Annotated in this window: 24 protein-coding genes and 2 pseudogenes; 16 read left to right on the forward strand and 10 right to left on the reverse strand. The window is 57.3% G+C overall.

Annotated features, from left to right (window positions below; genetic code table 11):
- Window positions 1-123 precede the first annotated feature (123 nt).
- Entirely contained in the window at window positions 124-570 is a 447-nt protein-coding gene (gene azu / locus AC4ANE_RS03085) for an azurin (RefSeq protein WP_002551838.1), read from the forward strand.
- A 214-nt stretch (window positions 571-784) separates the two neighbouring features.
- Here the strand turns inward: azu and nadE are convergent, their stop codons facing one another.
- From nadE to AC4ANE_RS03100, 3 genes are all read right to left on the reverse strand, one after another.
- Window positions 785-1612, reverse strand: a complete 828-nt coding sequence (gene nadE / locus AC4ANE_RS03090) for an NAD(+) synthase (protein ID WP_002551840.1) — start codon at window positions 1610-1612, stop codon at window positions 785-787.
- A gap of 26 nt (window positions 1613-1638) precedes the next feature.
- The gene (gene pncB, locus AC4ANE_RS03095; protein WP_002551841.1) at window positions 1639-2862 is read right to left on the reverse strand and encodes a nicotinate phosphoribosyltransferase; all 1224 of its coding nucleotides are present in this window, start codon (window positions 2860-2862) and stop codon (window positions 1639-1641) included.
- Window positions 2863-2961: 99 nt separating this feature from the next.
- Complete coding sequence (locus AC4ANE_RS03100) at window positions 2962-3867, reverse strand: LysR substrate-binding domain-containing protein (RefSeq protein WP_031594767.1); 906 nt, start codon at window positions 3865-3867, stop codon at window positions 2962-2964.
- 504 nt (window positions 3868-4371) lie between these two features.
- Here AC4ANE_RS03100 and AC4ANE_RS03105 point away from each other — a divergent pair.
- The 6 genes from AC4ANE_RS03105 (at window position 4372) to AC4ANE_RS03130 (ending at window position 10970) form a co-directional block, all read left to right on the forward strand.
- A complete protein-coding gene (locus AC4ANE_RS03105; protein WP_002551843.1) occupies window positions 4372-5508 on the forward strand; it encodes a branched-chain amino acid ABC transporter substrate-binding protein in 1137 nt (378 codons plus the stop codon).
- A 161-nt stretch (window positions 5509-5669) separates the two neighbouring features.
- Window positions 5670-6584, forward strand: a complete 915-nt coding sequence (locus AC4ANE_RS03110; RefSeq protein ID WP_002551844.1) for an ABC transporter permease subunit — start codon at window positions 5670-5672, stop codon at window positions 6582-6584.
- Window positions 6585-6586: 2 nt separating this feature from the next.
- On the forward strand, window positions 6587-7900 hold the full coding sequence (gene livM, locus AC4ANE_RS03115) for a high-affinity branched-chain amino acid ABC transporter permease LivM (RefSeq protein ID WP_002551845.1): 1314 nt from the start codon (window positions 6587-6589) through the stop codon (window positions 7898-7900).
- Window positions 7897-8772 carry an ABC transporter ATP-binding protein gene (locus AC4ANE_RS03120; RefSeq protein ID WP_002551846.1) on the forward strand — a complete coding sequence of 292 codons (876 nt, stop codon included), beginning with the start codon at window positions 7897-7899 and terminating at the stop codon, window positions 8770-8772. Before livM ends, AC4ANE_RS03120 begins: the two co-directional genes overlap by 4 nt.
- Window positions 8769-9485 carry an ABC transporter ATP-binding protein gene (locus AC4ANE_RS03125; protein ID WP_002551847.1) on the forward strand — a complete coding sequence of 239 codons (717 nt, stop codon included), beginning with the start codon at window positions 8769-8771 and terminating at the stop codon, window positions 9483-9485. Before AC4ANE_RS03120 ends, AC4ANE_RS03125 begins: the two co-directional genes overlap by 4 nt.
- Window positions 9486-10205: 720 nt before the next feature.
- Window positions 10206-10970: an SDR family oxidoreductase gene (locus tag AC4ANE_RS03130; RefSeq protein WP_002551848.1), complete on the forward strand. Its 765-nt coding sequence runs from the start codon at window positions 10206-10208 to the stop codon at window positions 10968-10970.
- A 42-nt stretch (window positions 10971-11012) separates the two neighbouring features.
- Here AC4ANE_RS03130 and AC4ANE_RS03135 read toward each other — a convergent pair whose 3' ends face one another.
- The 7 genes from AC4ANE_RS03135 to yghU form a co-directional block, all read right to left on the reverse strand.
- Window positions 11013-12227: an AGE family epimerase/isomerase gene (locus tag AC4ANE_RS03135; protein ID WP_031594768.1), complete on the reverse strand. Its 1215-nt coding sequence runs from the start codon at window positions 12225-12227 to the stop codon at window positions 11013-11015.
- A 72-nt stretch (window positions 12228-12299) separates the two neighbouring features.
- Window positions 12300-14192 carry a 1-deoxy-D-xylulose-5-phosphate synthase gene (gene dxs, locus AC4ANE_RS03140; RefSeq protein ID WP_002551850.1) on the reverse strand — a complete coding sequence of 631 codons (1893 nt, stop codon included), beginning with the start codon at window positions 14190-14192 and terminating at the stop codon, window positions 12300-12302.
- 160 nt (window positions 14193-14352) lie between these two features.
- Complete coding sequence (locus AC4ANE_RS03145; RefSeq protein WP_002551851.1) at window positions 14353-15240, reverse strand: polyprenyl synthetase family protein; 888 nt, start codon at window positions 15238-15240, stop codon at window positions 14353-14355.
- On the reverse strand, window positions 15237-15482 hold the full coding sequence (locus AC4ANE_RS03150; protein ID WP_002551852.1) for an exodeoxyribonuclease VII small subunit: 246 nt from the start codon (window positions 15480-15482) through the stop codon (window positions 15237-15239). The genes AC4ANE_RS03145 and AC4ANE_RS03150 overlap by 4 nt, the downstream gene beginning before the upstream one ends.
- A 102-nt stretch (window positions 15483-15584) precedes the next feature.
- A complete protein-coding gene (gene metC / locus AC4ANE_RS03155; RefSeq protein WP_002551853.1) occupies window positions 15585-16751 on the reverse strand; it encodes a cystathionine beta-lyase in 1167 nt (388 codons plus the stop codon).
- Window positions 16752-16836: 85 nt separating this feature from the next.
- A complete protein-coding gene (locus tag AC4ANE_RS03160) occupies window positions 16837-17832 on the reverse strand; it encodes a PDDEXK nuclease domain-containing protein (RefSeq protein WP_460408691.1) in 996 nt (331 codons plus the stop codon).
- Window positions 17833-18032: 200 nt separating this feature from the next.
- On the reverse strand, window positions 18033-18875 hold the full coding sequence (yghU, locus tag AC4ANE_RS03165; RefSeq protein WP_002551855.1) for a glutathione-dependent disulfide-bond oxidoreductase: 843 nt from the start codon (window positions 18873-18875) through the stop codon (window positions 18033-18035).
- Between the two features lie 312 nt (window positions 18876-19187).
- On the opposite strand from yghU, the pseudogene AC4ANE_RS03170 reads away from it, so the two are divergent.
- The 9 genes and pseudogenes from AC4ANE_RS03170 to AC4ANE_RS03210 all read left to right on the forward strand — a co-directional run bounded on the left by AC4ANE_RS03170 (window position 19188) and on the right by AC4ANE_RS03210 (window position 26177).
- Window positions 19188-19963 (forward strand): annotated as a pseudogene (locus AC4ANE_RS03170) (ABC transporter permease).
- A complete protein-coding gene (locus tag AC4ANE_RS03175; protein WP_460408693.1) occupies window positions 19960-20664 on the forward strand; it encodes an ABC transporter ATP-binding protein in 705 nt (234 codons plus the stop codon). The pseudogene AC4ANE_RS03170 and the gene AC4ANE_RS03175 overlap by 4 nt, the downstream one beginning before the upstream one ends.
- A 58-nt stretch (window positions 20665-20722) precedes the next feature.
- Window positions 20723-21490, forward strand: coding sequence for a glycosyltransferase family 2 protein (locus AC4ANE_RS03180; protein ID WP_002551858.1), 768 nt, complete (start codon window positions 20723-20725; stop codon window positions 21488-21490).
- 1 nt (window position 21491) lies between these two features.
- Window positions 21492-22106: a PI-PLC domain-containing protein gene (locus AC4ANE_RS03185; protein ID WP_002551859.1), complete on the forward strand. Its 615-nt coding sequence runs from the start codon at window positions 21492-21494 to the stop codon at window positions 22104-22106.
- 7 nt (window positions 22107-22113) lie between these two features.
- Window positions 22114-22752: an HAD family hydrolase gene (locus AC4ANE_RS03190; RefSeq protein WP_002551860.1), complete on the forward strand. Its 639-nt coding sequence runs from the start codon at window positions 22114-22116 to the stop codon at window positions 22750-22752.
- A complete protein-coding gene (locus tag AC4ANE_RS03195; RefSeq protein ID WP_002551861.1) occupies window positions 22749-23480 on the forward strand; it encodes a glycosyltransferase family 2 protein in 732 nt (243 codons plus the stop codon). Before AC4ANE_RS03190 ends, AC4ANE_RS03195 begins: the two co-directional genes overlap by 4 nt.
- Complete coding sequence (locus AC4ANE_RS03200; protein WP_002551862.1) at window positions 23477-23797, forward strand: hypothetical protein; 321 nt, start codon at window positions 23477-23479, stop codon at window positions 23795-23797. Before AC4ANE_RS03195 ends, AC4ANE_RS03200 begins: the two co-directional genes overlap by 4 nt.
- 3 nt (window positions 23798-23800) lie before the next feature.
- Window positions 23801-25575: pseudogene (locus AC4ANE_RS03205) on the forward strand (hypothetical protein).
- Window positions 25572-26177: a hypothetical protein gene (locus AC4ANE_RS03210; RefSeq protein ID WP_002551864.1), complete on the forward strand. Its 606-nt coding sequence runs from the start codon at window positions 25572-25574 to the stop codon at window positions 26175-26177. Before AC4ANE_RS03205 ends, AC4ANE_RS03210 begins: the two are co-directional and overlap by 4 nt.
- Window positions 26178-26197: the final 20 nt, after the last annotated feature.

Below are 26197 nucleotides of genomic sequence, written 5' to 3' on the forward strand. Positions count from 1 at the left end.
GGGCGCTCCGTCGCGAGCGCCCGAGGGACCATTTGACGCACGTCCTTGGAACCCCGGCCCTGATCGGGCACTCTCTTCTTACGTCAGTTATCACGTTAATCAAGTCCTGCCCTGGAGATTCAAATGATTCGCAAGCTTGTAGCGATTTCGCTGTTGTCGTTGGCCAGTAGCCAGTTGCTGGCTGCCGAGTGTTCGGCCACAGTCGATTCGACCGATCAAATGATGTACGACACCAAAGCCATTGAGATCGACAAGAGCTGCAAGGAATTCACCGTCAACCTGACTCACTCCGGCAGCCTGCCGAAGAATGTCATGGGCCATAACTGGGTGCTGAGCAAGAAGTCCGACACCCAGGCAATCGTTACCGACGGCATGGCTGTAGGCATCGACAAGGATTACCTGAAGCCCGACGACAGCCGCGTCATCGCCCACACCAAAGTCATCGGCGCTGGTGAAAAAGACTCGGTGACCTTTGATGTATCGAAGCTGGACCCGGCACAGGAATACCAGTTCTTCTGCACATTCCCCGGGCACATCAGCATGATGAAAGGCGCTGTGACCCTGAAGTAACCACACGCCCCCGAACGAGGACGCGGAGCGTCGCACGATAGTTGAGATTATCGTTCCGCACGCCGCAGCGTGGGGATGCCTTGGTTGACGCTCCGCGTCGCAGAACTGTGCCGCGCCGCACATTCAGGAACGGACGCAGAGCGTCCAGAAAGGCGTACCCACGCGGAGCATGGGCACGATGGTGTTGCTGCTCTCTCGTTCCGCACGTACCCACTCAAGGCGCGTACGGCAATTCGCGTTTGTGCTGGGTCTTGGCGTAGGTTTCGCAGATGATCTTGAAGGCTTCCTCACGCACCGGTTCATCGTGCAGGAAAGCGTCGATCTCGGCGTAGGTCACGCCGTGCGAGGCTTCGTCCGGTTTGCCGGGGGACAGGTCTTCCAGATCCGCCGTCGGTACTTTCTCGACCAGTGATTCCGGTGCGCCGAAATGGCGGGCAATAGCGCGTACCTGGTTTTTTACCAGACCGCTCAACGGTGCCAGATCGCATGCGCCGTCGCCGAACTTGGTGAAGAAGCCCATGACCGCTTCGGCAGCGTGGTCAGTACCGATCACCAGCCCCTGATAAGCGCCGGCGACGGTGTACTGCGCGACCATGCGCATGCGCGCCTTGGTGTTGCCGAGAACGAAATCCACCGAGCTGGCTGGAAGACCGTCAAACGCCTTCACCTCGGCAGCCAGCGCCTTGACGCTGCTACCGATGTTGATGGTATGGCGCTCGTCCGGCTCGATGAAGTCGACCGAGGCCTGGGCTTCGTGCTCATCGGCCTGCACGACATAGGGCAGACGCACGGCGATAAAGCGGTAGCTGTTATCGCCTGTGCTCGCGCGCAATTCCTTCACCGCACGCTGAGCGAGCAAGCCGGCCGTCAGTGAGTCGACCCCGCCGCTGATGCCGAGCACCAGGGTCTTGAGCCGTGCGTTCTGCAGGCATTCCTTGATGAAACTGACGCGGCGGGCGACTTCGGCCTGTAGCGCGTTCTGGTCCGCGAAAGGTGGCTGGACCTTGAGCTGTTCAGCAATCTGGCGCTGTACGGCGTGCATGATTCACTCCTCGTAAATAGGACAATTCAAGCTGGTTTTTCAGGGCTCGGCAAATCCGGCACCTTGAACACATGTCGCAGGTAGGCGACAAAGTTCGGGTCCTTGCACTGCGTCTTGCCGGGCTCGTCGGAAATCTTTGCCACAGCCTGACCGGCGCATGCGGTCATTTTCAGCACCATGTTCATGGGCGCGATGCCGGGTATGTCGGCGGTCAGGTTGGTGCCGATCCCGAAGCTGACATTGATGCGTCCGCGCAACGCCCGGAAGATGTCGAGTGCCTTGGGCAGGTTCAGCCCGTCGGAAAACACCAGCGTCTTGCTCATCGGGTCGATACCGAGCTTCTGGTAATGCGAGATGCATTTTTCGGCCCACTTCACCGGGTCGCCCGAATCATGGCGCAAACCGTCGAACAGTTTGGCGAAGTACAGATCGAAGTCATTCAGGAATGCGTCAGTGGTGATGCAGTCTGTCAGCGCGATACCCAGCAGGCCGCGGTACTCGCGAACCCAGCAATCAAGCGCGGCGATCTGGCTGTCGATCAGGCGCGGTCCCAGTTGCTGGTGGGCCATGATCCATTCATGAGCCATTGTGCCCAGTGGTTTCAGGTCAAGCTGACGGGCCAGATGAACGTTGCTGGTGCCGACAAACTGGCCTGGGAAGTCATTTTTCAGGACGCCAAGCATTTCTTCCTGCACGCGATAGGAAAAACGCCTGCGCGTGCCGAAGTCTGCCACTTTCAGCTCGGCCAGTTCATCGGCCGTGGCATGAGTGGTCAGCCATTCGAACTTGTCATACAGACGATCCCGCGCCTGACTGAGCAGGGTGTCAGGATAGCGGTGCCGGTTACGCACCTCACTGACGATCGCCAGCAGTGGCACTTCGAACAGAATGACGTGCAACCAGGGGCCGTGCAGGCGAATGCACAGCTCATCGTTTTCGATGCTGGTTTTCACATAGCGGGTGTTAAAGCGGAACAGTCCCAGAAACCTCAGAAAGTCCGGTTTTATGAACGTGATGCGCTCCAGAAAAGCCAGGTGTTCCGGGCTCAGGGACAGCTCGCACAGCAACTCGATCTGGTGTCTGATCTCGTCCAGATAGGGGCGAAGATCCTCCCCGTTGCGGCACCGAAACTCCCACTCAACGTCGACGTTGGGGTAGTTGTGCAGCACTGCCTGCATCATGGTCAGCTTGTAGAAATCGGTGTCGAGCAGGCTTTGCACGATACGATTTGAAAAGGCGCTCTCGCTCATTGAATCGGGCTCTCCAGAGCAGCCGGATAATGTCGGACCCGCGACTTCCTGTCTGTCACCACGGAAAGCTCACGGCCGGATGGGTGGGCATTGTCGCCCTTAACGGGCCGGTTGATCCAACTGTTCCAGCATCCACTGCAGAAAAACCCGGATTTTGGGCACGTCGGCAGTGTGTTCCGGATAGGACAGGTAGTACGCACTGTTAGTGCTGGGCAATGCGTAATCCCAGGCAATCACCAGTTTGCCCTCGGCCAGTTCCTCCTCGACCAAAAAGCGTGGCAGCAGCGCAACGCCGCAGCCAACCTGTGCGGCGCGGATGCACATATAGAACGTCTCAAAACGCGGCCCGTGATAGCTATGGTCGGTGTGATACCCCTGGCTTTCGAACCATTCGTGCCAGGCCTCGGGGCGGAAGGCATTCTGCAGCAGGACCAGTTCGCTCAACTGAGTCGGGTCGCTGAGGGTTTCAACCGGCAGGCTCTCGGGTGAACACACCGCTACCAGTTCTTCGCCAAACAGCTTCACGCTTTCCGCGCCCGGTATGGCGGCCTGACCGAAGTAGAACGACACGTCGCAACGTCCCTTGATCAGGTCGTCGGACTCCTGTTCGTTGATCAGGTCCAGGTGAATATGCGGATGACGCAAGCGCCAGCCCTTCAGGCGTGGCACCAGCCACCGGGCACCGAACGTCGAGGGCGTGGACACCCGCAGTACCTCGGTTTCTCCGCCGTAAGAGCGCAGGAAGTGAGTGGACATCTCTATCTGGGTCAGGATCTTGCGCACTTCGGCCAGATACAGCGCCCCGGCTGGCGTCAACTGCAAACGGCGGCGGACGCGCTGAAACAGCAGGTGCTGAACCAGCTCCTCAAGCTGCGCAACCTGTTTGCTGACGGCGCTCTGGGTCAGGTTGAGTTCTTCGGCCGCGCGGGTGAAGCTCAGGTGCCGGGTCACCGCCTCAAAGCATTGCAATGCGGCTATCGAGGGCAGATGACGTTTGTTCAGCATGATGGTTTCTCTGTTCAGGCGCGAGGGTGCAGACACGGTCACTATGAATAATCGGAATGATATCTCGCTTAAAGGTCGTTTGTCGGTCGCATGCGGGAAGGTTATTACTGCGGTTACGTGACGTGTTTTTCAGATTAAGGCGTTGATTCCGGCAGTTGCGGCTGAATCCGCTAGCCTCAAATGGTGCGTCTCGTAGCGTTCGCGCACCGGGCGTGTGCAATTCGGTGACGCGTGTTGTTACAGGTGGGTTGTCCAAAGGTATTGGGCTGGGTTGCTATTTGACCTGGCTTGGGTTGCCCTTTTTATGGGTAGGGTTGCACCTTTGGCGTCTCAAGCGGTTGTACGGCCAGCGACTTGAGCAGTCGTGTTATTGAATGGCTGGAAACGCATGACATTTTCAATAAGAAAAAAGTGATGGCACGGGCCTTGCTCTAAGCAAACGCGTATCCGGGCAATCATGTAACCGCACTGCTAATTAAAAAAATATCCTCAGGAGCACCACTCATGTCGCATACGTTTTACAGGAAAGGTTTTCTGGCAATCGCAGTGGCAACTGCATTGGGCGTGTCTTCGTTTGCACAGGCGGACGTGAAAATCGGCGTTGCGGGTCCGATGACCGGCGCGAACGCATCATTTGGGCAGCAGTACATGAAAGGTGCGCAGGCTGCGGCCGACGCGATCAACGCTGCGGGCGGTGTGAACGGGGAAAAAATCGTGCTGGTCGCAGGCGATGACGCCTGTGAGCCGAAACAGGCCGTGGCGGTGGCCAACCGTCTGGTCGATAACGACAAGGTGATCGGGGTGGTCGGCCACTTCTGCTCGTCATCGACCATTCCTGCTTCAGAGGTTTACAGCGATGCGGGAGTAATTGCCATCACGCCGGGTTCGACCAACCCGACGGTGACCGAGCGTGGCCTGAAGGAAATGTTCCGCATGTGTGGCCGTGACGATCAGCAAGGTGTGGTCGCCGGTGATTACATCGTTGATGTGCTCAAGGGCAAGAAAGTCGCGGTCATCAATGACAAGGACACGTACGGCAAAGGGCTTGCTGATGCCACTGCCAAACAACTGGTAGCGCGTGGCGTGAAGCCGGTACTTGAGGAGGGGCTGACCCGAGGCGAAAAGGATTTCAGTGCGCTGGTAACGAAAATCCGTTCGACCGGTGCCGACGTTGTGTATTTCGGTGGCCTGCATCCGGAGGCCGGTCCACTGGTTCGCCAGATGCGCGAGCAGGGCCTCAAGGACGTCAAGTTCATGTCTGATGACGGTATCGTGACTGACGAACTGGTCACCACTGCCGGTGGTGCGCAATACGTAGACGGCGTGTACATGACCTTCGGTGCCGACCCGCGCGTACTGCCGGACAGCAAGGCAGTCGTGGACCAATTCCGCAAGTCCGGTTACGAGCCTGAAGGCTATACCCTCTACGCGTACGCTTCGATACAGGCCCTGGCTGCCGGTTTCAATGGTGCCAAATCCAACAAGGGCGACAAAGCCGCAGAGTGGCTTAAAGCGCACCCGGTCAAGACCGTCATGGGTGAAAAAGCCTGGGATGCCAAGGGCGACCTGAAAGTTTCCGACTACGTTGTTTACCAGTGGGACGCCGCCGGCAAATACAAGCAACTCGAAAAACAGAAGTGATATAGACCTCGTGTCAGTTCTGCCCAGCAGACGTTGACCCGGTGATGGGCTCGCCCATGAGCGAGCCTGCATCTCTTTTATTGTTTTCGGACCTGTCGGTCGCACCTCACGAGGGTGTGATCGGCGGGGTGCTGAGCTGCCTTTCAGTGTGAGCGTGCGTGATGGATGGGATCTTCCTGCAACAAATGGTCAACGGACTCACCCTCGGGTCTGTCTATGGCCTCATCGCCATCGGCTATACGATGGTCTACGGCATCATCGGCATGATCAACTTCGCCCACGGCGACGTTTATATGATTTCCGCCTACCTGGCCGCTATCGGTCTGGCGGTTCTGTCTTTCTTCGGACTGGAGTCCTTTCCATTCCTGATTCTCGGCACACTGGTCTTCACCATCGTGGTGACGGGGGTATACGGGTTTGTCATCGAGCGCGTGGCCTACAAGCCGCTGCGCAACTCGACCCGGCTGGCACCGCTGATCAGCGCCATCGGTATTTCCCTGATTCTGCAAAACTACGCGCAGATCAGTCAGGGCGCTCGCCAGCAGGGCGTGCCCACGTTGCTTGAAGGTGCGTGGCGCTTCGAGATTGGCAGCGGCTTTGTGCAAATTACCTACACCAAGATCTTCATTCTCATCGCCGCTTTTGTCGGCATGGGCGTGCTGACCTACATCATCAAATACACAAAGCTGGGCCGCATGTGCCGCGCCACGCAGCAGGACCGCAAGATGGCGTCGATTCTGGGCATCAACACTGATCGGGTCATCTCCTACGTGTTCATCATCGGTGCTGCCATGGCGGCGCTGGCCGGTGTGCTGATCACCATGAATTACGGCACGTTCGACTTCTATGCTGGCTTCATCATCGGCATCAAGGCGTTCACTGCCGCAGTGCTGGGCGGGATCGGCTCGCTGCCGGGTGCCATGTTGGGCGGCTTGATCCTGGGGGTTGCCGAGTCGCAGTTCTCCGGCCTGATCAACTCCGATTACAAAGACGTGTTCAGTTTCGGCCTGTTGGTGCTGATCCTGATTTTCCGTCCTCAAGGCCTGCTGGGTCGCCCACTCGTGGCGAAGGTATAAGTATGTCCGCTCCTGTTGCTGCTCCTGTCGTCAAACCTGTTGAAATCAAGAAAAGCCTGATAGATGCCGTGGTCGCGGGGCTGCTGGCGCTGATCGTGTTCGGTCCCATCGTCGGGATAGTGCTCGATGGCTACAGTTTCAACCTGCAACCCACTCGCGTGGCCTGGCTGGTGGCCGTGGTCATGGTCGGTCGTTTTCTGATCAGCCTGTTTCTGCAAACACCCAAAGGCATACGTGTTTCCCAGAGCTTCGAAAGCTCCGACTCCGGCGTGCATGTGCTCAAGCCTGATCACAAATCCCGCCTGTACTGGATCATTCCGCTACTGATCGTGATTGCCATCGTGTTTCCGATCTTCGCCAACAAGTACATTCTGACCGTGGTTATTCTCGGGCTGATCTACGTATTGCTGGGGCTTGGCCTGAATATCGTGGTCGGCCTGGCCGGCCTGCTCGATCTGGGCTACGTGGCGTTCTATGCCATCGGAGCCTATGGTCTGGCGCTTGGCTATCAGTACCTTGGCCTGGGCTTCTGGTCGGCGCTGCCGCTGGCGGCAATTGCGGCAGCGCTGGCCGGATGTATTTTGGGCTTTCCGGTGTTACGCATGCATGGCGATTATCTGGCCATCGTGACGTTGGGGTTCGGGGAAATCATCCGTCTGGTGCTGAACAACTGGCTGTCGTTCACCGGCGGCCCGAATGGTGTTCCGGTGCCGTCACCGACCTTTTTCGGCCTGGAGTTCGGGCGTCGTGCCAAGGATGGTGGCATTCCGATTCATGAATATTTCGGCTTCGATTACAACCCGGACCTGAAATTCCTGTTCATCTACACCGTGCTGTTTCTCGTCGTGCTGGCCGTGTTGTTCATCAAGCATCGTCTGACTCGCATGCCGATCGGCCGCGCTTGGGAAGCCCTGCGCGAGGACGAGATCGCCTGCCGTTCGATGGGCCTCAATCATGTTCTGGTCAAGCTCTCGGCGTTCACCATTGGTGCTTCGACGGCGGGACTGGCCGGGGTGTTTTTTGCCAGCTATCAGGGCTTCGTCAACCCGACGTCGTTCACCTTCTTCGAGTCTGCACTGATTCTGGCGATTGTGGTGCTGGGTGGTATGGGGTCGACCGTAGGGGTGGTTATCGCTGCGTTCGTGCTGACCGTTGCGCCTGAACTGTTGCGCAGCTTCTCCGAGTACCGCGTGCTGCTGTTCGGCATCCTGATGGTGTTGATGATGATCTGGCGCCCACGCGGGCTGATCCGCATCAGCCGTACCGGCGTGAAACCGCGCAAGGGTGCGCTGGTGACAGAAGGAGGTGCGCGATGAGTAATGAAGTGATTCTTTCCGTCGAGCACCTGATGATGCACTTCGGCGGCATCAAGGCTCTCAGCGATGTCAGCCTCAAAGTCCGCCGCAACTCTATCTTCGCTCTGATCGGCCCCAACGGCGCAGGCAAGACCACCGTGTTCAACTGCCTGACCGGCTTCTACAAGGCCACAGGCGGACGCATCGAGCTGCATACTCGTGGCAAGACCACCAATGTGATCAGGCTGCTGGGCGAGCCGTTCAAGGCGACCGACTTTGTTTCGCCGAAAAGCTTCTTCAGCCGGGTGTACTACAAAATGTTCGGCGGTACCCATCTGGTCAACAGGGCAGGGCTGGCGCGTACGTTTCAGAACATTCGTCTGTTCAAGGAAATGTCGGTCGTTGAAAACCTGCTGGTTGCCCAGCACATGTGGGTCAACCGCAGCCTGATCAGCGGGATCCTCAACACCAAAGGCTATCGCAAGGCTGAAGAGGATGCGCTCAATACGGCGTTCTACTGGCTGGAAGTCGTGGACCTGGTGGACTGCGCCAATCGTCTGGCCGGAGAGCTGTCCTACGGGCAGCAACGTCGTCTGGAAATCGCCCGGGCCATGTGCACGCGTCCGCAGGTGATCTGCCTGGATGAACCGGCTGCCGGTCTCAACCCGCAGGAAACCGAGGCGCTCAGCGGCATGATCCGACTGCTGCGCGATGAACACGACATGACCATTGTGCTGATCGAGCACGACATGGGCATGGTGATGGGGATTTCCGACGATATTGTGGTGCTCGACCATGGCAACGTGATTGCCGCGGGCGGGCCGGAACAGATCCGCAACGATCCGAAAGTGATTGCTGCGTACCTGGGCGCTGATGAAGAGGAGCTGGTATGAGCAAGCCGATCCTCGAACTGAAAGAGATCGATGTGTTTTACGGGCCGATTCAGGCTTTGAAGAAGGTCTCGCTGCACATAAACGAGGGCGAAACAGTCAGCCTGATCGGCTCCAACGGTGCAGGCAAGTCGACGCTGTTGATGTCGATCTTCGGCCAGCCGCGCGCCGCCAGCGGGCAGATCATCTATCAGGGCACCGACATCACCCAGAAGTCCTCGCATTACATCGCCTCCAACGGCATTGCGCAGTCGCCGGAAGGGCGGCGGGTGTTTCCCGACATGTCGGTCGAGGAGAACCTGATGATGGGCACCATACCGATTGGCTACGAGCATTCGGCCGAAGACATGCAGCGCATGTTCGAACTGTTCCCCAGGCTCAAGGAACGCCGCAACCAGCGCGCCATGACCATGTCCGGAGGCGAGCAGCAAATGCTCGCCATCGCCCGTGCGCTGATGAGTCGTCCCAGGCTGTTGTTGCTTGATGAGCCGAGCCTTGGGCTGGCGCCGATCATCGTCAAACAGATCTTCTCGACCCTGCGGGAACTGGCAGCGACTGGCATGACAATCTTTCTGGTCGAGCAGAACGCCAACCATGCGCTGAAGCTGTCTGATCGCGCCTACGTGATGGTTAATGGCGAGATCCGGCTGTCCGGCACCGGGCAGGAATTGCTGGTAAATGAAGAGGTAAGGAACGCTTATCTGGGCGGGCATTGAGTTCGTCAAAACCCTGCCGTTTTCTTCGCGCGGCCCGGATGCTCAAACATCCGGGGCGCGGTCGTATGCAATTGTGGAAAACAATTTTGGCGCGTCTGATAAGTGCGACATAAAACCGCTGCAAATGGTTGTTTTGTCACCGTTTTGACTTGTTCAGGTTTGCAGTGGAACCGGCTGTTAATAACTTGGGAGTATTTGCCTGCAGCCTTTTATGCATAAGGCCTGTAGAAGAGTGGTTAAATTTCGCACAGTGGTTTTCGACCGGCCTGATGGGCCGTTTGTCAACAGCATGGGGGCTGGTCGTTCATACAGGGTTTCCAGGTGGGCAGCCTGTGGATAAGTCTGTTAACAAGCCTTGGAAAGACTGCCCCGGACGTTATAGGGTCTGGGCTACAGGCCACCACCGTTTTCTGACGCTTTCCGGCCTCTTGCCAGTGTCGGGCAAAGTCAAGGAAAAAACTTCGCCTGATACGCTGCAGGCCCCGAAACACGTGATGTCCAGCGCCACTGACTTGCCCCCAGAGATTGTGGGTCTGACTGTGGATAAGGTGGGCAAAAGTACCTGCGAGGCCCGTGGCGCAAGGCTTGCTCCGGGTTGGTTGTTTTTTGTACAAATGCACTCGGTTGTTGCATCGATGTCCCGCTGACGGGCATTCTGCTGCCCTTGCCAGAAACTTATTAACAGGCAGCGCTGTTTTTGCGCCATGTCAGGAGAATGAAATGACTTCCACTGTATTCATCACGGGCGCCACTTCCGGTTTTGGCGAGGCGTGTGCCCGCCGTTTCGCCGAGGCGGGCTGGTCGCTGGTGCTGACCGGTCGACGCAAGGACCGTCTGGATGCCTTGAGCGCCGAGCTGTCGAAGCAGACCAAGGTGCATACGCTGGTGCTGGATGTGCGTGACCGCAAGGCGATGGAGAGTGCTATCGCAGATTTGCCTGAAGAGTTCGGCAGCATTCGCGGGCTGATCAACAACGCCGGTCTGGCGCTGGGGATCGACCCTGCGCCCAAGTGCGATCTGGATGACTGGGACACCATGATCGACACCAACGTCAAAGGTCTGGTCTACACCACACGCCTGTTGCTTCCACGTCTGATTGCGCATGGTCGCGGGGCAAGTATCGTCAACCTGGGCTCGGTAGCCGGCAACTATCCTTATCCGGGTGGTAACGTCTACGGTGGCACCAAGGCGTTTGTCGGGCAGTTCTCGCTGAACCTGCGCAACGATCTGATCGGCACTGGCGTACGCGTCACCAACCTGGAACCCGGGCTGTGCGAGAGTGAGTTTTCGCTGGTACGTTTCGGCGGTGATCAGGCCAAGTACGATGCGACCTACGCAGGTGCCGAGCCGATTCAGCCGCAGGACATCGCCGATACCATCTTCTGGATCATGAACACGCCAGCGCACGTCAACATCAACAGCCTGGAACTGATGCCCGTCAGCCAGACCTGGGCCGGTTTTGCGATTGATCGTAACCGCGGTTGATTGCTTGCTGATCGGGCCGCACAGGTGGTGCGGTTCGATCGATCAGTCTTCTACAGGCGTCGGCGGCGGGAAAGCGTTCACGAAGCGGTTCTCGACAAAGTCAGCCAGCCCGATGTAACAGGTTGCCAAGTGGTAAGGCGTGGTCGACGGCATGTCACTGCGGCTGACCGCGCCATCGGGCTCTACGCACTCGTTCCAGCCTTTGGCATGCAGGAAGCGCTGCGAAAAGGCTGACATTTGCGCAGCCAGGTTCGCCTCGCACTCTGGCCGCATGGCCATGGCTCGCAGGTATTCCGCCTGAGCCCAGATACGCTGGGTGGCGTCGCGTACCGTGCCATCAAGTGTCAGCATTGCAGTCACCGCGCCGCTCTGCGGCTCGACACCCTGTGCCTGAGCGTAGGCAAACGCGCGGGTCATGGATTCGTGCAGCTCACGTCCATGCAGCTCTGGCGACGATTGCAGCAGGAAGAACCATTCGAACTGATGACCTGGCTCGTACCAGTTATCCACAGCGCCCAAGGGTTTCTCCAGCATCACGCCGGTGGCGGTGTCGACAAAGCGACGCTGCATGTGGATAACCAGGGCGTCCAGCGCTGACTGGGTTGCAGGGTCGGCGCGCACTGACAGCGTTGCCAGAAAGGCCTCTGCCAGATGCATCAAGGGGTTCTGGAGCGGGCCGCTGCCCAGCGTCGACCAGTCCTCATCGAGTTGCGCTTCGTACAGCCCGTCATCGTCGGCAAAGCGCTCCGCTACAACGCTGAGCGCCGCATTGAGCACTGACTCTGCCAGCGGGTCCTGCACCTTCGCCCAGTAATGTGCGCAGGCGAAAATAATGAAGGCGTGAGTGTAGAGGTCCTTGCGGCGATCCAGAGGTTTGCCCTGTGGATCGATGCTATAGAACCAGCCGCCATGCTCGGCATCGTGGAAGTGCTGTTGCAGGGAGCGAAACAGCTCACCGGCCCGCGCCCGAGCGTTCGGCACTTCGACGTTATCGATAAGGCTGGAAAACAGAAACAGCTGACGTGCGCAGGCCATGGCTCGATAGCGTTGCGGCGGTAGAGGCTGATCGTTGGCGTCGAGCGCTTCGTAAGGCAATGCCAATTGTGCGTTCCAGCCAGGGCCCTGCCAGAGCGGAACGACGACCTGCAGAAAATGCTGCTGCAAGGCAGCGAACACCGAGGTCAATTCAGGCGTGGGGGCGGAACGGGTCACATGAGGCATCGGCTGGCATCGCGGCAGTGTCGAAGTGCGCAGCATGTTATCAGGATTGCTGCGTGCGGGGTCGTGGTGATGATTCCTCACGCTCGGCGCGTGAGGAACCTCTGCCACTCAGCCAATCAACGCCAACCGCGCATTGATCGCCGCTTCGATCCCTTGGGCGTCCAGCCCGCACTCAGCCAGCATCTGCGCAGGCTTGGCATGCTCGACGTAGGTGTCCGGCAGGCCCAGGTGGAGTACCGACTTGAGGATATTGGCGCGTGCCAGAAACTCACTGACCGCAGCACCGGCACCGCCCATCACTGCGTTTTCTTCCAGTGTGACCAGTAACTCGTGGTTGGCGGCCGCTTCGCTCACCAAGGCTTCGTCCAGTGGCTTGACGAAGCGCATATCGATCACCGTCGCGTCGAGCTTCTCGGCCACCACCAGCGCATCGGCCAGTTGCACGCCAAACACCAGAATCGCAACGCCCTGGCCCTGACGACGCACAACGCCCTTGCCGATTTCGACCGGGTCAAGGCCTGTCTCGATCAACGCGTCCGGACCGGTACCGCGTGGGTAACGCACTGCCGCGGGGCCGGTGTGCAGGTAACCGGTGTTGAGCAGCTTGCGCAGTTCGTTTTCGTCACTCGGCGTCATGACCACCATGCCGGGGATGCAGCGCAGGTAGGACAGGTCGAAGCTGCCTGCGTGGGTCGGGCCGTCTTCGCCCACAAGCCCGGCGCGGTCGATGGCAAACAGTACGTCGAGGTTCTGCACCGCGACGTCATGCACCAGTTGATCGTAGCCGCGTTGCAGGAAGGTCGAGTAGATAGCCACGACCGGCTTGCTGCCTTCGCAGGCCATACCGGCCGCCAGTGTTACAGCGTGTTGTTCGGCGATGGCAACATCGAAGTAGCGTTCTGGAAAGCGTTCGCTGAATGCCACCAGGTCCGAGCCTTCCTTCATGGCTGGCGTGATGCCCACCAGCCGTGAGTCAGCCTCGGCCATGTCACATATCCACTGGCCAAACACTGCGGAATACTTCGGCGCGCTGATTTTTTTCGGGACGACAGGCGCATTCAGCGGCTCAAGCTTGGTAATGGCGTGATAACCGATCGGGTCGACTTCGGCTGGCGCAAAACCTTTGCCCTTCTTGGTGACCACGTGCAGAAACTGCGGGCCTTTCAGATCACGCATGTTGCGCAGAGTGGCGATCAGAGTCGGCAGGTCGTGGCCATCGATAGGGCCGATGTAGTTCCAGCCCAGCTCTTCGAAAAGTGTGCCCGGGACCAGCATGCCTTTGGCATATTCTTCGGTGCGACGTGCGATTTCCCAGGCGCCGGGCAGGCGCGAAAGCACCTTTTTGCTGCCTTCGCGCATGCTGCTGTACGTGCGGCTGGAAAGAATCTTGGCCAGGTAATTCGACAGACCGCCGACATTGCGCGAGATCGACATGTCGTTGTCGTTGAGAATTACCAGCATGTTGGCTGCCACTTCCGGCGCGTGGTTCAACGCTTCGAAGGCCATGCCGGCAGTCAGCGCACCGTCGCCGATCACGGCAATGGATTTACGCTCGCTGCCTTGCAGGCGCGAGGCAATCGCCATGCCGAGTGCGGCGCTGATCGAGGTGCTGGAATGCCCGACGCCGAAGGTGTCGTACTCGCTCTCGCTACGACGCGGAAAGGCCGCCACCCCATCCTTCTGGCGCAGGGTGGACATGCGCGCGCGACGGCCGGTGAGGATCTTGTGCGGATAGGCTTGATGACCCACGTCCCACACAAGGCGATCGTCCGGAGTGTCGAAAACGTAATGCAGCGCGATGGTCAGCTCGATGACCCCAAGACCGGCACCAAAATGCCCTCCGGTCTGGCCAACGGAATACAGCAATTCCAGGCGCAGCTCATCGGCCAGGGTTTCCAGCTCGGCTTCGCCCAGACGGCGCAGGCCGTGCGGGGTATCGGCTCGGTCGAGCAGCGGCGTGACCGGGCGCTCGCGGGGGATCTCTTTGAACGTCGTGGGCATCAGGCGAATCGTTATAAGTAAAAGAGGCGGCAGTTTACCTTATGCATCGCAAGCTGCCCATGAAGTGAGTCGGCGGATAGTCCGCCGACTGACACGCTTAATGACTGAGACCTGACGAACCGTGGTTGATTCAGCAGATTTCCGGCTTCGGTGACGGTGATCAGTGGCGACGTTCGACGATATAGCGTGCCAGCTCGCGCAACGGTTCTGCGGCGGCATCGAATGTGCTCAGCGCCGTCAGCGCCTGATCACGCAGTTCCAGTGCATAGCGCTTGGCCGCTTCCAGGCCCAGCAACGCAGGGTAGGTCGGCTTGTCGCGGGCGATATCGGCACCCTGACGCTTGCCGAGGGTCGCAGTATCGCTTTCGACATCGAGAATGTCGTCCTGAACCTGAAAGGCCAGACCGACCGCGCGCGCATAAATCTGCAAGGCGTCAAGACGCGGCTGATCGGCTTGACCACTGGCCAGTGCGCCAAGCCGGACGCTGGCTTCGATCAACGCACCGGTCTTGTGCCGATGCATGTATTCCAGCGCTGCCTGATCAAGCTTCAGCCCCACAGAGCCCAGATCGATCGCCTGCCCGCCCACCATACCTGCCGGGCCGGCAGCGGCTGCGAGGGTATTGACCATCTGCAGACGCGTTTCAGCATCGCGTGAGGTCAGGTGCGGCGCGAGCAGTGCAGTAAACGCCAGGCTTTGCAGACCGTCACCTGCGAGGATCGCGCAGGCCTCATCGAAAGCCTTGTGCGTGGTCGGCTGGCCGCGACGCAGGTCGTCATCGTCCATCGCCGGTAAATCGTCGTGCACCAGCGAGTAAGCGTGAATCAGTTCAACCGCACAGGCGGCACCGTTGGCATCCTCGGCTACGCCGCCCAGCGCTTCGCAGGCCGCGTAGGCCAGCAGCGGGCGCACGCGCTTGCCGCCGTTCATCACGCTGTAGCGCATGGCTTCGTAAAGCCGGTTCAGCTCAGGGCTCGGTGCCTGAAACAGTTTTTCGAGTGCTGCGTTGACGCGAGTCTGGCTTTGCGCTTGATAGCTCGCGATCATTCGGGAAGTTCCGCATCGTCGAACGGCTCTTCGCTCAGTTCGCCATCGCGCTCCAGCAGCACCTGGACCTTCTGTTCGGCCTGGGTAAGGGCGCTTTGGCAGTCGCGGGTCAGGCGTACACCTTGCTCGAAGGCGGTCAGGGAGTCTTCCAGAGACAACTCGCCATTCTCCAGCCGCTCTACCAGCGCTTGCAGGTCAGCGAGTGACTGTTCGAAATCCAGTGCAGCTTTCTTGCGGGCCATGGGGGCATTTCCGGTAGAGGTTGAACCGCGCGACACTAGCAGAGCGAGGGCTTCTGGGCAAATAACGGCGACGGAGCAATGCAAGGGCAGCAACTATCAGGATTAACCCGCAGCGAACCCGTTCTGCAGGTCTGCAATCAGGTCTTCCGGGCTTTCCAGGCCAACCTGCAGCCGCAGCATCGGGCCGGTGCCGCGCTCAGGACCATATTGCTCGACTTCAGTGATCAGGCTTTCAAAACCGCCCCAGGAGTAACCAATCCCGAACAGTTTCAACGCGCCGGTAAATCGGTCCAGCACCTGCCGGTCAACGGCATGGAATTCGAAACTGAGCAAGCCGTTGCAGCCATGGAAATCGCGCTTCCAGATGGTATGGCCCGGATCGTCCGGCAATGCGGGATACAGCACGCGGGCAACCTGAGGCTGGTCCTGCAGCCATTGTGCAATTTGCATCGCGTGGCGTTCATGCATGGCCATGCGTGCCGCCAGACTGCGGGCACCGCGCAGCACCAGATACGCATCGTCGGGGCTGACGGTATTGCCCACGGCGGTGTTCATGGTCTTGAGGGTTTTCCAGTGCGCTTCGGTGGTGCTGACGCTGCCCATCATGACGTCGGAATGCCCGGCCACGTACTTGGTCAGGGCCATCAGGGAAATGTCCGCGCCCAGTTCCAGCGGCTTGAACAGAATTCCCGAGCCCCACGAGTTATCCACAGCCAGCAGTAGATCCCTGGCCTTGCACACCTGTGACAGTGCAGGCAGGTCGCACATGCCGAACGTCAGCGAGCCGGGCACTTCAGCGTAGATCATCCGTGTGTTGGTCTTGATCAGCGATTCCACATCACTACCGTCAGCCGCGTAGAAATCGAACTGGATGTCGAAGGCCGTCAGCATCGTTTTCGCCAGGCGCCGAACGGGGCCATACACCGATTCAGTAATCAGCACATGGTCGCCTGGGCGCAGAAACGATTGAAACATCTGCGCCACTGCCGCCAGCCCGGTCGGGTACAGGCAAGTACCGTGTGCGCCCTCAAGCCCGGAAATCAGATCCTGCAAGGCAAACGCCGTCGGGTTGCCGTTGGCACCGTAAGTCAGCGAGCGCTCAGGCCCCGTGGTGCGAATTTCCGCCTCGCGCAAACTCTCCAGACTGTCGAACAGCACCGTACTCAGACGCACGACCGGCGGGTTGACCGCCAGCCCTGGCCCGCTGCTGGCGCTACGGCCGCGTTGCGACAGGGCGGTGTGGGCGCGAGGGTCCTTATCGTGCGGCATTGGAGGCTCCAGTCAGGGAAAGGGCAAGCAGGCAGACTGCCGCTCAGGCATGCACAAGCGTAATGCATCGTGCGTCTGGCAGGTATCACTGATCGCTCAGCACAGCACTCGCATAGAACTCATGCAGCTTCGCCTGCAATAGCTGCCTGTCCGGCAAGCGGGTCTGGTACTCGGCAATCAGCGCGGGTGAAAGCGAGCGGTTCAGGGCGTACTCGACCACTTCATCGTTTTTGCTGGCGCAGAGTAAAACGCCGATGGCCGGGTTTTCATGGGGTTTGCGTACATTCCGGTCCAGCGCTTCAAGATAAAAGTCCAGCTTGCCCAGGTATTCGGGTTCAAAGCGGCCGACCTTGAGTTCGATGGCAACAAGGCAGTTGAGGCCGCGATGGAAAAACAGCAGATCCAGCGCAAAATCCTGGCCGCCGACCTGCAACGCGTACTCGGAGCCGACAAAACAGAAGTCGCGGCCCAGCTCGATCAGAAAATCCCTCAGGCGTTGCAGCAAACCGCGGTGCAGGTCAGCTTCGGCGTGTCCCGATGGCAGCTCGAGAAACTCCACCATGTAGGCATCACGGAACACATCCAGTGCTGCCGGTCGGGTTTCCTTGAGCATCGCCGAGGCCTTGGCTGGCTGGGTGATACTGCGCTCGAACAAGGCTGTCTTGAACTGGCGCTCCAGCTCTCGGCTGGACCTGATTGCCACGCGCAGATAAAACTCACGCTCTTCGGGGCGCTTGCTTTGGCTGAAGATGATCAGGTGATGAGTCCATGGCAATTGTGTCAGCACTGCTGACACTTTCTCATCGTCGCGGTAAACCTCGAAGAACTGGCGCATACGAAATAGGTTTCGACGCGTAAACCCGCGCAACCCTGGCTGGGTTACAGCCAGATGCTCGGCAAGCTGGCTGACCACCGCGTCACCCCATTCGGCGTTTTCAATCTTGCGGCTGATGTAAGCGCCTACCTGCCAGTAAAGCTCGATCAGGCGAGTGTTGACCGCCTGTGCAGCTTGCTGAATCATTGCGAGCACTTCATCAAAGCGATCATTTACAGGCGTATGCGGTGCATTGGGAGTACTCATGCTGCAAGTACTCCACTGCATGGAAAACCGGTGTCGAGTTGCAAGTGAAAATCTGGATGGGCAGTTGTCCGGCTCATAGGGCGCGTCCTTGGGCAGTGGCTAAGGACGCTACTTTACGTTCAGATCACGACTGTCCGACCCAGAATCTCTTTTGAGTGTGTAGCAACAGGTTTCTGTTTGCGCAGGCCTTGACTTGCGTCTTATTTATCCAGGTCGGATGCCTGATGCCGCTCCGGCACCTGATCCGCCTCTTCGCCCCAGGTGCGGTTGACCTTCTGGCCTTTGATGACGGCAGGGCGCGCGGCGATTTCTTCCGTCCAGCGAATCAGGTTCGGGTATTCGTGCACCGACAGGAACTCGGCGGCCGAATAAACCTTGTTCCTTACCAGCGCGCCATACCATGGCCAGACCGCGATATCGGCAATCGTGTAGGTATCGCCAGCCAGGTAGCGGTGCTCGCCCAGTCGGCGGTTCAGCACATCGAGTTGGCGCTTGGCCTCCATCGCGAAGCGATTGATGGGGTATTCGAGTTTCTCCGGCGCGTAGGCGTAGAAGTGCCCGAACCCGCCACCCAGGTAGGGCGCCGCGCCCATCTGCCAGAACAGCCAGTTCAGCGTTTCGGTACGGCCTGCCGTGTCGGCGGGCAGGAAACTGGAAAACTTCTCAGCCAGGTACAGCAGAATCGAACCGGACTCGAATACCCGAACAGGTGTTTCATGGCTTCGGTCCAGCAATGCAGGGATCTTGGAGTTGGGATTGATCTCGACAAAGCCGCTGGAGAACTGATCGCCCTCGGAAATGCGGATCAGCCAGGCATCGTATTCCGCGCCGCTATGCCCCAGCGCCAGCAGCTCTTCGAGCATGATCGTGACCTTCACCCCGTTGGGTGTGGCCAGAGAATAAAGCTGCAGTGGGTGCTTGCCGACGGGCAGTACCTTGTCATGCGTGGGACCGGCTACGGGCCGGTTGATGCTGGCGAACGTACCGCCTGCTTTTGTTTCCTGCTGCCATACCTTCGGCGGGGTGTAAGGGGTTTGGGTCATGAGTAGCCTCGCTTGTTCAAGGGTGATCGCTGGACCGGTCGTATTGCGAATGACCATTGACGTTATAGATCAACGTGCGCGGATGGAAGTGCCTTGCGATTCTGATCGAGCGTGGCGAGGCCTCGAAAGGGCCATTTAGCTGCCGCCGGTAGTTTGTGGAATATTCCTACAGTAACTAAGGCGTCGTCCTATAGCTGTAACTCTATGAAAGAAGAGAGCATGTGCCCGCAGCATGAGGCCATAAGGTTATCCATTTATGATCTTGATTGTCAAAATCGTTCTCTGATCTACCTGTCAATAGCTGGATACCGTATGTCGTCATCTCGCAGCACAAGCTTTATAAAATGGCGTGACCTGATCATCAATCTCGTGTCCAAGGAAATTAAAATCCGTTACATGGGTGCGACGCTAGGCTTCGTTTGGTCATTGGGAAATCCGCTGGTTGTTACACTTACGTATTACACGGTTTTTACCTATATCCTGCCCAGCAGTCAGGACCGTTTTGCACTTCATCTGGTAACGGGTGTTGTCCACTGGATGCTTTTGGCGCAAATAGTTTCACAGAGCGGGGAATGGCTCATCAATAACGGCAATCTCATTCGAAAGTTACGGTTCCCGCGTATATTGCTACCCCTCTCCGGAGCATTGTCGATTGCTGTGTTCTGGGCGGGCTGCATGATCGTGTATGCATCGTTATTTCCCATGCTGGGTGGCGTGTTTTCACGCGCTCTGTTTTTTATCCCATTGTACTGATTGCGTTCATGGCGCTGATTATGGGGTTCGGTCTGGCGCTTAGCGTCATTCAGGTAACTGTGAGGGATGCAAAACACTTCATCGATGTGTTTCTGCCCTTGCTGTTCTGGTTGACGCCAATTGTGTGGGTCACCTCCGCGCTGCCCGAGGGTGTCGCCAGCATAGCGGCCTACAACCCGGTAGCTCTATATTTCGATAGTTTCAGCAGCATTTTGCATGCTGGTGTGGTTCCAGACACCCGTGATCTGCTGCTTTGCGTGTTGATGGGGGCCGCCTCGTTGCTCATCGGCCTGCTGATATTCAGAAAGGTCGACGACGTGGTGGAGTATTTATGAGCCGCGTCGTCATCAAGGCGGAAAACCTTACCAAGCAGTTCACTCTTCGCCACAACAGGGGCGGTTTGAAAAGCAAGTTTCTAGGCCTGTTCGATGCTCGATACCGTGAGCATGCCGAAACGTTCATGGCAGTCAGCGACGTGTCGTTCACCTTGCATAAAGGGGAGTCGCTTGCACTTGTGGGACATAACGGTTCAGGTAAAAGCACGCTCTTACAGCTGGTTTCACGCATCCTTGTTCCCGCCAGCGGACGTTTGACTACGGTGGGTCGTGTAGCCCCTTTAATAGAAATCGGTGTGGGCTTTCACCCTGATCTGACAGGGGAGGAGAATATCTATCTCAACGCCAGCCTGTTCGGGTTAAGTAACAGGGAAGTGCGTTCGCGTTTCAACGAGATCGTGGATTTTTCCGGGCTGGGAAACTTCATTGATACCCCGGTCAAGAACTATTCGTCGGGTATGTATATGAGGCTGGGTTTTTCGGTGGCGGTTCATGTTGAGCCACAGGTTTTGCTGGCTGACGAAGTGCTCGCTGTGGGGGACGAAGAGTTCAAGCGCAAATGCCACGAGCGAATTCGCAATTTGCAGGATGACGGCATGGCCCTGATTCTTGTTACCCACGCGGTAGAAGAGGGTAAAGAGTTTTGTCAGCGCTATTTGACGCTTGAGCGTGGCCGGATGATTGAACACGGTTGTTATTGATTCATTGCAGTCAATGCCGCTTCGTCAACTTCAAATCACCCATTCAAAAGGGATTTTCATGCTGCAAATTATCGTTCCGATGGCGGGTGCCGGGAGTCGCTTTGCGGTCGCGGGCTACACCGATCCCAAGCCGTTGATCCCTGTACATGGCGTACCGATGATCAAGGTCGTGATTGACAACCTGACGCCGAATTGTCCGCACCGATTCATCTTCATCTTCATCTGTCAGGCGGATCAGGTCGCAACCTATTCGCTGAGGGAAAAGCTGAATGCCTGGGCACCTGGATGCGACATCGTCGAGCTTGGTGGGCTGACGGGGGGCGCCGCGTGCTCCGTTTATGCCGCCAGGCACCTGCTCGACTATAGCCAGCAAGTGATGATTGCCAACAGCGACCAGTATGTCGATGTGGACATAAACGCTTATCTGCAGGCAATTAACGAGAGTGACGCAGCGGGCTTGATCATGACGATGAAAGCCAGTGATCCGAAGTGGTCGTTTGTGGGCTTCAGCGCAGAAGGCCTCATCACCCGCGTAGTGGAAAAAGAGGTCATCTCTGATGAAGCCACTGTCGGCATCTACAACTTTCGCAATGCAGGTCAGTTGATATCGGCCATCGAGACAATGGTCATGAAAGATCTTCGCGTCAATGGCGAGTTCTATGTTGCCCCGGCGTACAACGAGATCATCGGACGCGGCGCCAAAGTGATTCATTACAGTATTGGCGCAGAGGGTCATGGCATGTACGGACTGGGTATACCGGCAGACCTGAACCAATTCCTGTCGTTGCCGCTAAGCAGGCAGGCAGCCTCGGGAAGGCAGGCCTGACATGCAGATCATCAGCCATCGCGGCTATTGGCTGCAAAAGCCGGAGCGCAATTTGCCCGAAGCATTTCACCGATCATTCGACCTTGGTTTCGGTACAGAAACCGATGTCCGCGACGTGGCGGGTCAACTGGTTATTTCTCACGACATGCCCGTTGGTGGCGAGCTGACGCTTGAGGAGCTGCTCGCCATCATGGCAGGTCGTAACTTGCCACTGGCCATCAACATCAAAGCTGATGGAATGGCGCAGGCGCTCGCCAAAACCTTCGCTCGATATGGTCATACCAACTGGTTTGCCTTCGATATGGCGGTACCGGACATGCGCAGTTACTTTCACGCGAACGTTATTACTTACACCCGGCTCAGCGAAGTTGAACCGTCCCCAGCCTGGATCGAAAAGGCAGCAGGTGTCTGGCTTGACGGTTTTGAGGGGGAATGGTTTTCCAGTCAGGTTATTGGCGATCTTCTATCTCAGGGCAAGCAGGTGTGTGTGGTATCTCCCGAGTTGCATGGGCGTGACCATCGCAGCCTGTGGCAGCAATTGCTTGAACTCGACGCGCACGACGGTTTAACGATTTGCACTGATATTCCCGCAGACGCAGCCACTTTCTTCAAGTGAGGCAATCATGATCAAGGCAGTGATATTCGATATGGATGGCGTCCTCATTGAAGCCAAGGAATGGCATTACGATGCACTGAACAAAGCCCTCAGCCTGTTCGGTTACAACATCAGTCGCCATGAACACCTCACCGCCTACGACGGTCTGCCCACCTCGCGCAAACTCGACATGCTGAGCGTAGAGCGCGACCTGCCGGTTGCGTTGCACGCATTCATCAACGAAATGAAGCAGCAGTACACCATGGAAATCGTGTACGCCCAGTGCAAACCGACGTTTGTGCATCAGTACGCGCTGTCATCGTTGAAAACAATGGGCTACAAGCTGGCGGTTGCATCCAACTCCATTCGCAACACCGTGGAGGTCATGATGAACAGGGCAGACCTGGAGCGATACCTCGATTTGCAGCTCTCCAACGAGGATGTCAAACATGCCAAGCCAGCTCCCGATATCTACACCAAAGCCATCAGGCAACTGGGCCTGATGCCCGAAGAGTGTCTGATCGTCGAAGACAACGAAAATGGTATCAAAGCCGCCAGAGATTCCGGTGCCCATGTTCTGGTCGTGGCTGAAACCTGCGATGTAAACCTCAATAACATCCTCGGCAAGGTCGATGAGATCAACGTCGACAAGGTGGCTAGCCTGTGAGCGCATTGAACATCATTCTTCTGTCGGGAAAGAAGGGAGATACGTCGCTCGACGACGGCGAGTACCCCGAATATCTGTGCGAATGCAATGGCAAGCCACTGATCCATACGCTGATCGACAACTGTGCTGCGCTTGAGCCGCGCAGGATCATCTGCACATTCTCGAATGACGATGTCACTCGGCTGCACCTTCGCAACATGGTCCAGCAAATGCACCCTGCGGCCAGTGTTCTGCCCATTAACAAAGTCACCCGGGGTGCCGCCTGCACGGCACTTCTGGCGAGCGGGCAAATCGACAACGATGATGAGTTGTTGATTCTCAGTGTCAGTGATTTTCTGGATATAGAGCTGCGTGACGCCGTGCGTGCGTTTCGGAACAACGATGAAGATGCCGGCGTGGTTATCTTCAATTCACTGCACCCTCGCTATTCATTCGCACGTCTGGATAGCAACTGCCGGGTCATTGAAGCTGCCGAAAAAAATCCGATCAGTCCCCACGCCATTGCAGGTGTGTACTGGTTCAAATCCGGCTCGCTGTTCGTGGCGGCGGCGAAAGAGATGATTCGCAAGGATGCCAGGGTCAATGACAACTTCTACATAGCACCCGCCCTCAATGAACTGGTGCTGTTACAGAAAAGGATCGGTGCCTACCGAATCGAACCCAGTCAGTACCGGCCACTGAAAACCAATAGTCAGCTTCACGCTTTCGAAGCAGGAGAAATGCGATGAAAACGGCAAGACTGCAAGACATGGTCAAAGGCTGGTTTGTGGGCGGCTTCGAGCCTGCTGCTTTCAATACCGAGTCCTGTGAGGTCGGGGTCAAGATTTACCAGGCAGGCGAAAAGGAAGCTGCCCATTATCATAAGGTTGCCACAGAGATAACCGTGCTCATTTCCGGGTCCGTCAACATGCGCGATCAGGTCTGGCATGCAGGCGACATCATCGTTCTGGAGCCGGGCGACATCACTGCGTTCGAAGCGCTCACTGATGCAACCACCGTTGTCGTTAAGGTGCCCGGCGCGCTTGCCGACAAGTACGTCGTCTGAGCCATGAAAACGACCCATCTCCAGCACCATCCAAGCCTTGGTTACCTGGCGGCGGACAGCCTGCATAAGCTCCCGGTTGGCCTGCTGCTGCCCCATGAATGTTCGGGTTTTGTTTCGTTCCGCGCCCATCCGTTTCGCAAGCCGGAGCGGGTAATCAAAAACCTGCATGCCGCACTGCGTCCGTTATCCATGTACGACTCGGGTAGTTACTGCTTTTATGGTGTCCAGAGTGATTCACCGCTGGCGCCACTGCTGCTGTGGGACGGTGCCCATTTTCTGAATGTTGGCCAGAAGATTACAGTTATCGAAGACACTGAGTTTGAGTGCTATCTGGACCGTGAGTATTTTGCCGGATCACTCAAGGTAATCGAACGCTCGGCCACCTCTGTCACCTACAAAAAGGTAGCAAGGCTGGCGGCGGAATCCGATGACGATCTTGATGGCTGGAGCTTTTGCCTTCCTGTAGGGCCAGGAGACGCCACGGTCCTGAATGCGGTAGTGAAGCGTATTCTGGAAATTGACGTCCCGCGCAAGGAGATACTTCTGTGTGGCACACCGGGAAGCAACTTCGCCTATTTCGACAAGGTCCGCATCGTGGGGCAGGACATTACCGCTCCGCCAGTGCAGATCTGCAAGAAGAAAAATCGTCTCGCTCTGGAGGCCGGATTCAGCAATCTCGTGATCCTGCATGACCGCGTATTTCTGCCCAGGAATTTTGGAGAAATCGTACGTCGCTTTGGTCCGCGCTATCCGTTGATGACACTGCAAAGCATGTTTTTCGACAATCGGCTCAGTATGCACCCTCGCCGCTATTCGGATTACGGCATGGCTTTGGGCGCGATAGCCAACGGTCTTCAGGGGGTGAGCCGAAACTGCAGCGATGCAGCGAGTATCGCCCCGTCGATTTTTCCAGAGATCGAGCGGACCGGTTTCAGTTATGCCAGTGCCATGCGTTACAACAGCGACTCCTGCTACGCGACCGGCAGTCTCTACATCTGCCGGAAGGAAGTGTGGAATGCCTTCCCGTTGGACGAGTCTTTGTATTGGGTTGAATTTGAAGACATTGAACACGGTATGCGCCTGTCAAAAGCTGGCGTACCTTGCAGGGTCAATCCATTCGGCATTACGCAATCAATCACCTCCCGTGCGCTATTGGGATCAGAGACTTTGGTGCAATCAGCAAGTGGCAAACTCGGACGCATAGGCCCGCGTTACTTCTCGGTTCTGAACAAGAAGCCTCTGATCAACATCTCCAGCAAAACGGCTCTCGCCAGGCTGCACCAGTTCGCAAGTAAGTACCTCGTCAGCCGGGCAGCAGTGAGTATACCGACCGGGGTTTGTCATATAAGTGTTCGAGCCTGGATCGAGCTGATCAATCATGTCGTTCAGCAGTCCACGTTCAAAACGATATTGGAACGGTCAGAGAATTTATCAGCGACTTTGAGAGGCTGGTGTTGTTTGACCAGCTCCCAAGTACGCGGCAAGAGTTTCTGGTCAATCGCTTCCTTGCAGACCCTGTGCTGGCCAAACAGACGCTGATCACCCAGAGCTGTGAAGTGCGCAATATGTTGCGTCAACGCAGTACGCAGACATGGTTTGTTCGTCAGCAGGATGATTACTTTCATCACCTCCTCCTGTCGCTCCCGGGTATTTTGATTTCCGCGGTTCGTGCTTGCAGAAACAACGGGAAAATCTTCTATTTTGAAAGCGTGTGGGCTGCGGTGAAGGCTATCTATAACTCCACTCCCTTCGAGTCCTATGCCAGAGGTTCAAAATGAAGATATTCGTCGTGTCTCATTTGAGCCCCAGGCCGGCCAGTCATGAGCTGATCTGTCAGCTGTCCCACATCCAGCACGCGTATAGAAAGACAATCCCGGTGCTTGTCATCGATGACCGCTACAACCTGACCGAACTGCCCATCAGCGATCTACCGACGGACCACGTCCAGTTCAGTCTGGAAGACTTCCTTCACGAAAATGGCCTGAGCGGCATCGTGGCGAACAGCGTTGCGCGTCATATGGATAAGGTCGAGAGCGTATGGGTGCTGATTGATTTTGGTCAGCATGACTCGGCTACCTGCATGGACTTCATCCAGAAAATGGCTCGCTACAACTATTTGAGCCCAAGGCTTCGAAACCGAAACATCGTGATCATGGTGCCTGCCATGCACCTGGGTATCTATTCGCGAACCCTCAATGCCTCGTTCAATAACCTGCCTTCAATCACAACAGCTGCAGCTCGTTCGGCTCAAATCGGGAGGTTATTCATGGTCACTCGTCTTGAGACGGTGCTGATCAGCCTGCCAATGCTGGCTGGAGTCCTGCGTCGCATGCATCGTCTTTTTTTGCGCGTCTTTCGGCGTGCTGCGAGATTTATCTGAATGATCTGTTCTCGTCGTCA

Source organism: Pseudomonas sp. Pme6b (assembly GCF_058129925.1).